This is a genomic window from uncultured Merdimonas sp. (genome assembly GCF_963929015.1).
Lineage (GTDB): Bacteria > Bacillota > Clostridia > Lachnospirales > Lachnospiraceae > Merdimonas.
Genome location: NZ_CAWVHE010000009.1, coordinates 1 through 12,238, shown reverse-complemented (window position 1 = coordinate 12,238; position 12,238 = coordinate 1). Strand labels below are relative to the sequence as shown.

At 48.5% G+C, this 12,238-nt stretch carries 8 protein-coding genes and 3 pseudogenes; 3 read left to right on the top strand and 8 right to left on the bottom strand.

Going from position 1 to position 12,238, the window contains the following annotated elements:
- Positions 1–706: 706 nt before the first annotated feature.
- Positions 707–2,932: an S-layer homology domain-containing protein gene (locus tag ABGT54_RS04720; protein ID WP_346663053.1), complete on the bottom strand. Its 2,226-nt coding sequence runs from the start codon at positions 2,930–2,932 to the stop codon at positions 707–709.
- Between the two features lie 171 nt (positions 2,933–3,103).
- On the opposite strand from ABGT54_RS04720, the pseudogene ABGT54_RS04715 reads away from it, so the two are divergent.
- Positions 3,104–3,460: pseudogene (locus ABGT54_RS04715) on the top strand (transposase); the annotation flags it as partial.
- Between the two features lie 216 nt (positions 3,461–3,676).
- On the opposite strand, the gene ABGT54_RS04710 reads toward ABGT54_RS04715, so the two are convergent.
- The 4 genes from ABGT54_RS04710 to ABGT54_RS04695 all read right to left on the bottom strand — a co-directional run bounded on the left by ABGT54_RS04710 (position 3,677) and on the right by ABGT54_RS04695 (position 7,058).
- Complete coding sequence (locus ABGT54_RS04710) at positions 3,677–5,932, bottom strand: S-layer homology domain-containing protein (RefSeq protein ID WP_346663052.1); 2,256 nt, start codon at positions 5,930–5,932, stop codon at positions 3,677–3,679.
- Positions 5,933–6,094: 162 nt separating this feature from the next.
- Positions 6,095–6,280, bottom strand: a complete 186-nt coding sequence (locus tag ABGT54_RS04705) for a hypothetical protein (RefSeq protein ID WP_087163023.1) — start codon at positions 6,278–6,280, stop codon at positions 6,095–6,097.
- Positions 6,270–6,614, bottom strand: a complete 345-nt coding sequence (locus ABGT54_RS04700; protein ID WP_087369089.1) for a hypothetical protein — start codon at positions 6,612–6,614, stop codon at positions 6,270–6,272. Before ABGT54_RS04700 ends, ABGT54_RS04705 begins: the two co-directional genes overlap by 11 nt.
- A 108-nt stretch (positions 6,615–6,722) precedes the next feature.
- A complete protein-coding gene (locus tag ABGT54_RS04695; RefSeq protein WP_346663051.1) occupies positions 6,723–7,058 on the bottom strand; it encodes a hypothetical protein in 336 nt (111 codons plus the stop codon).
- A gap of 606 nt (positions 7,059–7,664) precedes the next feature.
- On the opposite strand from ABGT54_RS04695, the pseudogene ABGT54_RS04690 reads away from it, so the two are divergent.
- Positions 7,665–8,019, top strand: a pseudogene (locus tag ABGT54_RS04690) (transposase); the annotation flags it as partial.
- Between the two features lie 386 nt (positions 8,020–8,405).
- Here the strand turns inward: ABGT54_RS04690 and ABGT54_RS04685 are convergent.
- Positions 8,406–10,025, bottom strand: coding sequence for an S-layer homology domain-containing protein (locus ABGT54_RS04685; protein ID WP_346663050.1), 1,620 nt, complete (start codon positions 10,023–10,025; stop codon positions 8,406–8,408).
- Between the two features lie 32 nt (positions 10,026–10,057).
- A complete protein-coding gene (locus tag ABGT54_RS04680; RefSeq protein ID WP_346663049.1) occupies positions 10,058–10,741 on the bottom strand; it encodes a hypothetical protein in 684 nt (227 codons plus the stop codon).
- A gap of 84 nt (positions 10,742–10,825) precedes the next feature.
- On the opposite strand from ABGT54_RS04680, the pseudogene ABGT54_RS04675 reads away from it, so the two are divergent.
- Positions 10,826–11,272: pseudogene (locus tag ABGT54_RS04675) on the top strand (transposase); the annotation flags it as partial.
- A gap of 37 nt (positions 11,273–11,309) precedes the next feature.
- On the opposite strand, the gene ABGT54_RS04670 reads toward ABGT54_RS04675, so the two are convergent.
- Complete coding sequence (locus tag ABGT54_RS04670; RefSeq protein WP_346663048.1) at positions 11,310–11,954, bottom strand: S-layer homology domain-containing protein; 645 nt, start codon at positions 11,952–11,954, stop codon at positions 11,310–11,312.
- Positions 11,955–12,238: the final 284 nt, after the last annotated feature.

Here is a 12,238-nt window from a genome sequence, read left to right as displayed (position 1 = left end):
TAATTATTCAGCTATTCCAGCTAATAATTCCCGCTTCGTTTCATGCTCCCGGAATAAGTCAAACACCGGGCAACTTTTCAGCTACGATATTTCTCTCAGAATCTTTTTTTCATTTGCTCTTGAAAAGTCACTTAACCGATAAGATCGACATCTGTTGATCACTGTTTTGTTTGTCACTCCGATCATTCTGCTTACATCGATCGGTGTAAATTCATAGAGTCTCTTCTTTAACAAAAACGCCAGGAACTCTTTTTCTTGGAATTCTTCCTGATCCTGTTTTTTAACAGAAGGAATTTTCATCGTACCGAGAAAAAACGGTTCTCATCGATTTCTGCTATTCGTCTTAATATCTCGTTTGTAACTTCAATACATACGAAGTTTAAAACCTTTGATTGCCTGACCTTTGGTATTTATAACATTTTTTCTTCGCAGTCCATCTGGGAAGTTATTTTGTCATGTCTAATTTTGATGTCACCTGCTTCTCATCTTAGGAATCCTGCATTGCAGGATTCCTACCGCATTTTTAATCAGGATTGCGACCTTGTTTCGCAATTACCTATCCTGTTGTAATCCTGTTGTAATCCTGTTAGGAGCCTGTTATGGGGATAGCCCCATACCTGGTGCTTCCCTGTTCGCGCGCCTGCTGGCATGCGATTCTCAAAAGGAGCCTCAGATTACTCTGAGGCTCCTTCCTTTGGTCTACCTGTTACTTACCAAATTTTTCCACGAACCGCATCATGATCGTCGCACATTCGGCTCTGGCTGTATTGCCCAGAGGATCTAATCTCGTCGGATTCTCTTTTCCGGTAACGATGCCGTTGCCCACTGCCCAGCTCATGGAATCTTTAGCAAATTCCTGAACATTTGCCGCATCCGGATAACTGCTGTAGTCCGCTCCGCCTTCCAGGGAATATCCCTGATATTTTGCATAGCGGTACATCATAGTCGTGATCTCCTGACGGTTGATGTTGTTGCCAGGCTTAAATGTGCCGCTATCTGAGTATCCGGTAACGATGCCTTTCTCCTGCGCCCAGATGACAGCGTCTGTATACCATTGTCCATCCGGCACATCCGGGAAGATGTCTTCATATGTCACTTCCGGCGAGCCGCTCAGCCGGTACAGGATCACCGCCAGCTGTGCTCTTGCCAGCGGCTCTCCGGGGCCAAAGGTGGTATCGTTAAGACCGGTCATCAGGCCGTGTCCATAGACATAGATTACGGAATCATAGAACCAGTCGCCATTTCTTACATCCTGGAAAGGAAGTTCATCCGGGTCGGTCGGCTTTTCGCTGGTTTCAAACGGCGTGTTAGAACCAAGGATTGCGTACTGGCTCAAATGGTCGGTTTCAAACACGAGGAAGTCTCCTTCCACCACCGCGTCAAAGCGTTCCAATGGGTCGCCCAGATACACCGCCTGATAGTATTTGTAGCCTTTCAGGTGGTCGTTCAGCGGGATTTTCACCGTCATGGGATTGTCCTTGATTTCAAGGGTTTCCCCATTCTGGCGGACGCTGATGTCGTAAATGGACAGCAGGCCCGGCAGCTCCTCTTTCAGCTCCGGACGGCTTTCCAGTACGCTTTCCTGCGCGATAGTATCAGCGGAAAGGGTCGCGTCCTCCGGCACACCGTCGGTCAGGGAGATGGAAACGCCGGTTTCGGAAGCAGTCAGATCTTTGGCGCCAGTATCCTCACCAGGTTTTGTTCCAGGATCAGTGCCCGGATCGGTAGAAGTCCCGGACGGGGATACTTTGATCACATCATTGGTGCAGTAGTAGCTATACATGCCGGTCTTTACCACGTTGGTGGTATAGCCTGCCGGAATATCTTCTTCGGTCGCACCGCTGACGCCTTCTCCAGCCACAGGCACTACAATTTTTGTCAGGGTTGTCTGACCCCAATCCTCCGCAGTTACGTCATCAACGGCGGTCTGATAGACCAACCACTGGGAATGATTCGGGTCTACTCCCCAATAAAACCTCTGCCCGTCCTTGATCAGCACTGTCATAGAGCTGATATCGCCTATTTTGGCGCTGATGGTTTCCCCTGAGTCGGTATATCCCTCAGGCAGAGCGTCCTTTTCAAGTCCGTCAACGGTAGCAATTTGAACGGCAAGATATTCTTTTTGGCTAGGAAGTCCTTCCACCTTCACCAGCTCGTGGATATAGCCCACAGGCTTGCCGTTTGTTAAATCGCTGCCGGTGTAGATTGTTCCGTAATTAACGCCGTATTTCTTTCCGTCCTCGCCCTTGGTGAGAACCTTCCAGTCTTGAGCAACATACTTACTTTCATATATGACATTTTCCCATTCGGTGGTCTCCCCCTCGATGCCGGAATTGGCGGTCAGGGCAAGCTCTGTTTCCAGATTACCTGTGAAGGGAAGGGTTGAGGATGTTGTCGATACAAAGGCCGCAGAATAAGTGTTTTCACCTGCGCTCTTATACGCTGTCACAGAAGCGTTTGAGCCGACCTTGAGCAGACCCTGTGTTCCCTCGGCCATAAAGCGGATCGCCGCAGTCTGAGACGTTTTGTTTTCATTGATGGTCAGGGAGCCGTCTCCGGTAATTTCCAGATTGCCGCCCCAGCCGAAGCCCCATACAACCAGTTCGGCGATATGATTGTCACCCACCAGATGAAGCTTCAAATCGTCGCCCATCTCGTTGGTGGCAAGGGTCATTTCCGGGTGGTTGTAGTTTGTCAGGGTGATGGTGTTGGTAGCCTTGTCATAGACAGCGCCCTCCACCGTGTCAGCCTCGCCGCCGTTGCTATAAAGTACATAGCCATCGGGTTCTTCTACACTGCTATCATACAGCTGCACCCATGCAGCGCTCATGTCCCCGGACGAGGGGCCGTTCGCCGCAAATGCCGGCACAGCCATTCCAACAGCCATACAAAGCGTCAGCAGTCCTGCAAGTAGTTTTCGCTTCAATTTCATAACTGATTTTTCTCCTTTCAAGATAACTTTTATTAGGCGTTTGCGAAACGCCAAAAGCCGCATAAATACGGCATTTTTTGTTGCCAAAATAAAATATCTCCTCAAGGTTTATGGTAAAATAGAGTTGACTAGAAACTATTAACCAATCCACCTTAAAGGAGATATACCTATATGATAACACATAAGCAGCTCACTTTGGCAGAAGTTTTTGAAGATTGTCAACATAAATTCGATAATGACAAATATCATTTTCTAGCACTTCTTGATGAAGCCATTAACCTTGATGAAATTGTTCCTGTTTCTTTTGTTTCTCATTTTCACGCCCAAACCGGAAGACCTCGCAAGCACCAGCTTTATCCTATGCTCAAGGCACTTCTGCTCCAGCGTATTTTTTCAATCCCGACGGACACGCTCCTGATTGTGTTCTTGAAATACTCTCAGGAACTTCGTGATTTTTGCGGCTTTGATGTTGTACCAGACGGTTCAAAATTCACTCGCTTTAAACAGGATTTCTTATCGGACTTACAGGAATTACACAACTTATTACCGTACTTGTTGCTGATAAAATCCACCAACTTCAATACATACGAAGTTTAAAACCTTTGATTGCCTGACCTTTGGTATTTATAACATTTTTTCTTCGCAGTCCATCTGGGAAGTTATTTTGTCATGTCTAATTTTGATGTCACCTGCTTCTCATCTTAGGAATCCTGCATTGCAGGATTCCTACCGCTGGTCTACCTGTTACTTACCAAATTTTTCCACGAACCGCATCATGATCGTCGCACATTCGGCTCTGGCTGTATTGCCCAGAGGATCCAGTCTCGTCGGATTCTCTTTTCCGGTAACGATGCCGTTGCCCACTGCCCAGCTCATGGAATCTTTGGCAAATTCCTGAACATTTGCCGCATCCGGATAACTGCTGTAGTCCGCTCCGCCTTCCAGGGAATATCCCTGATATTTTGCATAGCGGTACATCATAGTCGTGATCTCCTGACGGTTGATGTTGTTGCCAGGCTTAAATGTGCCGCTATCTGAGTATCCGGTAACGATGCCTTTCTCCTGCGCCCAGATGACAGCGTCTGTATACCATTGTCCATCCGGCACATCCGGGAAGATGTCTTCATACGTCACTTCCGGCGAGCCGCTCAGCCGGTACAGGATCACCGCCAGCTGTGCTCTTGCCAGCGGCTCTCCGGGGCCAAAGGTGGTATCGTTAAGACCGGTCATCAGGCCGTGTCCATAGACATATTTTGCAGAATCATAAAACCAGTCGCCATTTCTTACATCCTGGAAAGGAAGTTCATCCGGGTCGGTCGGCTTTTCGCTGGTTTCAAACGGCGTGTTAGAACCAAGGATTGCGTACTGGCTCAAATGGTCGGTTTCAAACACGAGGAAGTCTCCTTCCACCACCGCGTCAAAGCGTTCCAATGGGTCGCCCAGATACACCGCCTGATAGTATTTGTAGCCTTTCAGGTGGTCGTTCAGCGGGATTTTCACCGTCATGGGATTGTCCTTGATTTCAAGGGTTTCCCCATTCTGGCGGACGCTGATGTCGTAAATGGACAGCAGGCCCGGCAGCTCCTCTTTCAGCTCCGGACGGCTTTCCAGTACGCTTTCCTGCGCGATAGTATCAGCGGAAAGGGTCGCGTCCTCCGGCACACCGTCGGTCAGGGAGATGGAAACGTTGGTGTCGGAGTTGGTCAGTTCGGTAACATTTTTCTCCCATTTTGCGTAAACCTGCATATCATACGCATTGATCCACTCGTCGCTTGCGGTATTTGCAATCCGGCTTTCATCTGTGCAGTCGGGCGATGTATACCAGCCTGCAAAGGTGTAACCCTCACGCACGGGGATAACCCCTCCGATGTCGAAAAACTGTCCGTTTTCCACGCTCTTGAGGTCAATTTCACGGATAGCTTTTTCCCCGTCCTTCAATGCTCCGCCGTTGGGATTGAAAGTAACCGTACAGCCTCTTGTAAAGATTGGCGCCAAGTTTTTGTCCCTTGCCCCTCTTTTTAAACCGTTTTCATAGTCAAAGGTTATAATGGTTTTACCGTCTTTTACCGTTTTTGTTTCACCCGAACCAATAATTGTATCTCCTCCATTATTTCTCCAGTTTTTAAAATGATAGCCGGGCCGAACAGGATTTGGCAGAACAATCTGCTGCTCTTCCCGCTGGAAATAATAGCGGTCAGGCAAATCCGCCAATTCTTCCTCGGTAAAATAGTTTTCCACGCCTTCATAGTTTATATTGTAATAAGGCTCATAAAAGGTAACATAGAACTGAGAGAAACCTCCGCCATACATCGATTGTACAGGCCCATGACCGACGTGTCCGCAGCCTTCTGTGCCCACTTCCTCGCCTTCGGCTCCCTTGCCGCCGGCATAACAAGCGTCTAAACGCATGGGTAAACCAGTATTGTTAACATATCCTGCATTGAAAGTATGCCCCGGAAGTTCGCGTGCCGCTTCCAAAGCGGACTGTAAATTACTATATTCTTCTTCCCCATAGGCTGATGGGTCGATCTCTAATAACTTGTTTTCATAGGCAATCTTTATCGCATTGTCATAATATTTTGTTATGGGTTCCAGCTTTGACAAATCCGGCGTGCTGGTTGTTAAATAGCCATCACTTACATACCTCGGTTCATGAGCACTGTAATTAGAATTAGGAATATTAACATATCCCAAATACAGGTCTGCATTCATGAATTTAACCGTAGTTATATACTTCCACTTTCCGTCCGCCGTGATACACATGCAATTGCCCTTGTGAATGTCCGTGTTGGGCTGTGCGGTGAAACTCTCGCCGGGCATAACCAGTATATCCATGTTGTTTCTATGCGTATCCTCATTCAAAACGTGGTCTACGTGTGTGTATTTCGGGCCGTCAGCGCCCGGCTCCTGTTCAGCAGGCGTAGTGGCTGCGGCTGCCGGTACGGCCATTCCCGCCGCCATGCAAAGCGTCAGCAAACCTGCAAGTAATTTTCGCTTCATGATTGTTTCCTCCTTGTCAAATAAGATTGTTTATCCTTTGGTATAAGCAAAGGATAGAAGGGGCGCCCCTTCTAAAAATTTTTCCTGCCGGCTGCCTGGGACAGGTTTTGCATGAAGCCCCGCCTGCAGGCGCTTTTGCCGGTTTTGTTTTATCTCTCAGCCTTATTCCTCGACCACCACCTTTTTCCGCCTGCAGTCCAGTATTCCCAGTACGCCGCAGGAGACCAGCAGAACGATATAGACGGCGTTTTGCCCTTTATCGCACTGGAGCGCTCTGCGGGAGAGCGGCGCCCTGCATTTCGGACAGAATTTCACGCTTGGGGCCGGCCGCTGTTCCTTACACAGCATAATGCCGATCCTGCACGAAACAGCGGCGGTTGATCATCAGCTCGTTCTCAAGGTACTGGGCGACCTTATCGGCTACGGCGGTCACCGCCCGTTCCTCTCCCTGGGCCGACAGGCCGGGACAGGGTTCACGCATGGAAACCGTCAGTCCGGTCCCCACATCCTGTATCTCTGTCGAAAGGCTGAAGGTGCTGACGTTCCCGTAAACCGAAAGCCGGGCGACCACCGCGCCGCTTTCATTCTTCCAGTATTCCGCCCCCTCCGCGTCCAGCACGTCGTAAACGGCCATCTGCACATACCGCCGGACATAGGGAAGGAGCCTTTTCACTTGACGCATTCCGTTTCTCTCCTTTCGTTTTAATCGCCATACAGAGCGGAGAACTTCTCCTGCACATCACCGCAGTGCCGACCCATCAGTCACACGGCAAGATTCCGAAAAGCAGTATCATTTTGCTTTGGCATCATCCGTTCCCTCTGTCATCAGGATATGTTCCAAATGCCGGACAATCTGATCCAGCATCTCCTGCAGACTTCGAGCCACCTTCTGCTTTGACATTCCATCGCAGGGGCGGCGCAGTGAAATCGTCAGTTCAGTTCCAAACGCTTTTTCCTCCGCCGTTATGGAAAGGGAGACGTCTGTTCCGTCCTCTCTCCATTCGGCAATAATCTTTCCCGGCTCTTCCTCCCCAAAAGTAATCCCTTCCTGCCGCAGCACGCCGTACACCGAGCGCAGGACAAAGGAGCGCACATAGGGAAGTTCTCTTTGAACGTATTCCATCATTTCTTCTCCTCCTGAATTTTTGGGGAACCGCGGCAGACGCCGGGAAGTGGATTCTTACGCCCTCATTTTAGGTGAAAAGAGGCCGGATTGTCTATGCGTAAATCCCGCCAATCGTATCAAAACAGGTGGCGGTGAACCGCCATTTTTCAAAAAACCGATGGCGGTCAACCGCCATTTGTGCATATTATATAAATCAAAGCAACTATTTTGAGGCTTTATATATGCACAACTTCTAATCGTTCCAAATAGGGGTTGAGGTGTACTTTTCGTTCCTGATTTTTCCTTTCCCGGATGCCGAATGGCGTAAATTTCATTTTTCAAGTGGGGAAAACGATGTTTTTTATCAGGACAATTCGTTACCGCACACAAAAACACCCTGCCTCTCCTGAGAGAAAGCAGGGTGTTCTTTTATCCTGTATGTTAATCGTTACGGTAAAGCAGGTACATAGTGATGCGGGATTTTGCGCCTGTCTTTTCGTACAGGGCGGAGATATGCCGTTCCACCGTCCGCTTGGACAGGAACAGGCAGTCGGCTATCTCCTGGGCGCTGCTGTCCGAGGAAATCATCTTGGAGAACACATCCCATTCCCGTTCGGTCAGCCCGTTCCAACACTTCCTATGAAACGGGAAGGAAGCAAATCCCATTTGCGCAGCAAACTTCCTACCATGAAGTTTGTATGTCCAAAAATGAAATGGGAATACAATCCTGCCGACAAGTCAAAATGTCGGGTATGTCACTGCGATAATCCATGCACCACTTCTTCCTGCGGACGAATGATTTATATTTATCCAGAGAAAAATCTCCGCGCCTATCCTGGTGTAGAACGAGGTTCCCAGGAATGGGAAGACACTTACAAAATCCGTGTAAATGTCGAAAAATCAATCAACCATTTCAAGGATAGTTTCTGTATTGCGAATCGTAAAACACAGAATGAAAAAACGCTTCATGCCGATTTACTTCTTGCAGGAATTACACAACTTATTACCGTACTTGTTGCTGATAAAATCCACCAACTTCAATACATACGAAGTTTAAAACCTTTGATTGCCTGACCTTTGGTATTTATAACATTTTTTCTTCGCAGTCCATCTGGGAAGTTATTTTGTCATGTCTAATTTTGATGTCACCTGCTTCTCATCTTAGGAATCCTGCATTGCAGGATTCCTACCGCATTTTTAATCAGGATTGCGACCTTGTTTCGCAATTACCTATCCTGTTGTAATCCTGTTAGGATCCTGTTATAGGGCAGCCCCGTACCTGGCGCTTCCCTGTTCGCGCGCCTGATGGCATGCGATTCTCAAAAGGAGCCTCAGATTACTCTGAGGCCCCTTCCTTTGGTCTACCTGTTACTTACCAAATTTTTCCACGAACCGCATCATGATCGTCGCACATTCGGCTCTGGCTGTATTGCCCAGAGGATCCAGTCTCGTCGGATTCTCTTTTCCGGTAACGATGCCGTTGCCCACTGCCCAGCTCATGGAATCTTTGGCAAATTCCTGAACATTTGCCGCATCCGGATAACTGCTGTAGTCCGCTCCGCCTTCCAGGGAATATCCCTGATATTTTGCATAGCGGTACATCATAGTCGTGATCTCCTGGCGGTTGATCTCTTTGCCGGGCTTAAATGTGCCGGTGTCTGAGTATCCGGTAACGATGCCTTTCTCCTGTGCCCAGATAACAGCGTCTGTATACCACTGTCCATCCGGCACATCCGGGAAAATGTCTTCATACGTCACTTCCGGCGAGCCGCTCAGCCGGTACAGGATCACTGCCAGCTGTGCTCTTGCCAGCGGCTCTCCGGGGCCAAAGGTGGTATCGTTAAGACCGGTCATCAGGCCGTGTCCATAGACATATTTTGCAGAATCATAAAACCAGTCGCCATTTCTTACATCCTGGAAAGGAAGTTCATCCGGGTCGGTGGGCTTTTCGCTGGTTTCAAACGGCGTGTTGGAACCAAGGATTGCGTACTGGCTCAAATGGTCGGTTTCAAACACGAGGAAGTCTCCTTCCACCACTGCATCAAAGCGTTCCAGCGGGTCACCCAGATATACCGCCTGGTAGTATTTGTAGCCCTTCAGGTGGTCGTTCATCGGGATTTTGACCGTCATGGGGTTATCCTTGATTTCCAGAGCTTTACCGTCTTTTCTAACGCTGATCTCGTAAATGGACAGCAGGCCCGGCAGCTCCTCTTTCAGTTCCGGACGGCTTCCCAGCACGCTTTCCTGTGCAATGGTGTCGGCATAAAGCTCTGCACCCTCTGGCACTCCATCGGTCAGGGAGATGGAAACGCCGGTTTCGGAAGCAGTCAGATCTTTGGCGCCAGTATCCTCACCAGGTTTTGTTCCAGGATCAGTGCCCGGATCGGTAGAAGTCCCGGACGGGGATACTTTGATCACATCATTGGTGCAGTAGTAGCTATACATGCCGGTCTTCTCAATGACTGTCTTATATCCCTCCGGATAGCCTTCCTGATCCTTGGTAAGATTTCTCATACCCTCAACAGGAGCTGCAATTACAGCTTCTTTTTTATCGCCCCAATAATCCACAATCTCCATCTTGTCGGTAAGTCCCTTGTAAACGGAATACCAAGGTGTTCCTTCTCCGCCTTCAGGAGGATATTCAATCTTATCCGAACCCCAATAGAAGGTTTCGCCGTCTTTTTGAAGTAAGGTCATGGTCTTTATATTTGAAATTTTTGCGTCAACGGTTTTTCCCTCGGGGTCCTTAGTATAGCCCTCGGGCCATGCTACGCCGGCGGTTTGGCTGACAGCTACCGCGAGATATTCATTTCCACTGGCAAGTCCGTCAACCTTTACAAGCTCAAACACATCAGTTTGACCCTCTGAATACTCATTAGCCTCGAAGAAGTAAATGCCGTAGAGTTTGCCGTCATTGTCCTTTGTGGCAAGCTGCCATGTTCTGTTAGCATAACTTTCTTCATCTTCATAAATAACAGTTGCACCCACTGCATATTCGCCTTCCACGCCGGAATCAGCTGTCAGAGCAAGCTTTGTTTCAAAATTTCCTGTGAACGGGATAGATTTAGACGTTGTGAGATAAACTGTGCCGAATAAGTCGCCATATGCGGAGCATCGGGCATTTTATACGCCGTCACAGTAGCCTCCGAACCAACTTTGAGCGAGCCTTGTGTTCCCTCCGCCATAAACGCAATAGCGGCGCTGGAGGTTTTGTTCTCATTGATGGTCAGGGAGCCGTCTCCAATAATCTCCAGGTTGCCGCCCCAGCCGAAACCGTATACCACCAGCGAGGAGATGTGGTTGTCACCTACCAGCTTAAGCTTCAGGTCATCACCCATCTCGTTGGCGACAAGGATATTGGTCGGGTTGTTGTAGTTGGTCAGGGTAACGGTGTTGCTCGCCTTATCATAAACAGCACCTGATACATCGTCAATCTGGCCGCTGTTGGCAAAGAGCGTCTGATACCCATCCTCCGAATTACCGAGCCTGAGGTATGCAGAACTGTAGTCCCCGGACGAGGGGCCGTTCGCCGCAAACGCCGGCACAGCCATTCCAACAGCCATACAAAGCGTCAGCAGTCCTGCAAGCAGTTTGCGCTTCAATTTCATAACTTTCATAACTGATTTTTCTCCTTTCAAGATAACATTCATTAGGCGTTTGCGAAACGCCAAAAGCCGCATAAATACGGCATTTTTTGTTGCCAAAATAAAATATCTCCTCAAGGTTTATGGTAAAATAGAGTTGACTAGAAACTATTAACCAATCCACCTTAAAGGAGATATACCTATATGATAACACATAAGCAGCTCACTTTGGCAGAAGTTTTTGAAGATTGTCAACATAAATTCGATAATGACAAATATCATTTTCTAGCACTTCTTGATGAAGCCATTAACCTTGATGAAATTGTTCCTGTTTCTTTTGTTTCTCATTTTCACGCCCAAACCGGAAGACCTCGCAAGCACCAGCTTTATCCTATGCTCAAGGCACTTCTGCTCCAGCGTATTTTTTCAATCCCGACGGACACGCTCCTGATTGTGTTCTTGAAATACTCTCAGGAACTTCGTGATTTTTGCGGCTTTGATGTTGTACCAGACGGTTCAAAATTCACTCGCTTTAAACAGGATTTCTTATCGGACTTACAATCTATGTTCGATCATCTTGTAGATCTGACCGAACCGATATGCCAAAAGCTGAATCCGGCTCTTGCCGACATTCCTACCAGCATTTTTAATCAGGATTGCGACCTTGTTTCGCAATTACCTAATTTTTTCAAAGGTTTCCATAAAGCGCATCATGATCGTCGCACATTCGGCTCTGGCTGTATTGCCCAGAGGATCCAGTCTCGTCGGATTCTCTTTTCCGGTAACGATGCCGTTGCCCACTGCCCAGCTCATGGAATCTTTGGCAAAATTCCTGAACATTTGCCGCATCCGGATAACTGCTGTAGTCCGCTCCGCCTTCCAGGGAATATCCCTGATATTTTGCATAGCGATACATCATAGTCGTGATCTCCTGACGGTTGATGTTGTTGCCAGGCTTAAATGTGCCGCTATCTGAGTATCCGGTAAACAATGCCTTTCTCCTGCGCCCCAGATGACAGCGTCTGATATACCATTGTCCATCCGGCACATCCGGGAAGATGTCTTCATATGTCACTTCCGGCGAGCCGCTCAGCCGGTACAGGATCACCGCCAGCTGTGCTCTTGCCAGCGGCTCTCCGGGGCCAAAGGTGGTATCGTTAAGACCGGTCATCAGGCCGTGTCCATAGACATAGATTACGGAATCATAAAACCAGTCGCCATTTCTTACATCCTGGAAAGGAAGTTCATCCGGGTCGGTCGGCTTTTCGCTGGTTTCAAACGGCGTGTTAGAACCAAGGATTGCGTACTGGCTCAAATGGTCGGTTTCAAACACGAGGAAGTCTCCTTCCACCACCGCGTCAAAGCGTTCCAATGGGTCGCCCAGATACACCGCCTGATAGTATTTGTAGCCTTTCAGGTGGTCGTTCAGCGGGATTTCTCACCGTCATGGGGATTGTCCTCTGATTTTCAAGAGGTTTTCCCCATTCTGGCGGACGCTGATGTCGTAAATGGACAGCAGGCCCGGCAGCTCCTCTTTCAGCTCCGGACGGCTTTCCAGTACGCTTTCCTGCGCGATAGTATCAGCGGAAAGGGTCGCGTCAACACGCGATCTAGTGT

What these genes read in the sequence shown, in the direction of transcription:
- ABGT54_RS04710 (WP_346663052.1), bottom strand. Translation starts at nt 5,932, where the DNA reads ATGAAGCGAAAATTACTTGCAGGTTTGCTGACGCTTTGCATGGCGGCG.
- ABGT54_RS04695 (WP_346663051.1), bottom strand. Translation starts at nt 7,058, where the DNA reads ATGATGGAATACGTTCAAAGAGAACTTCCCTATGTGCGCTCCTTTGTC.
- ABGT54_RS04705 (WP_087163023.1), bottom strand. Translation starts at nt 6,280, where the DNA reads ATGCTGTGTAAGGAACAGCGGCCGGCCCCAAGCGTGAAATTCTGTCCG.
- ABGT54_RS04720 (WP_346663053.1), bottom strand. Translation starts at nt 2,932, where the DNA reads ATGAAATTGAAGCGAAAACTACTTGCAGGACTGCTGACGCTTTGTATG.
- ABGT54_RS04700 (WP_087369089.1), bottom strand. Translation starts at nt 6,614, where the DNA reads ATGCGTCAAGTGAAAAGGCTCCTTCCCTATGTCCGGCGGTATGTGCAG.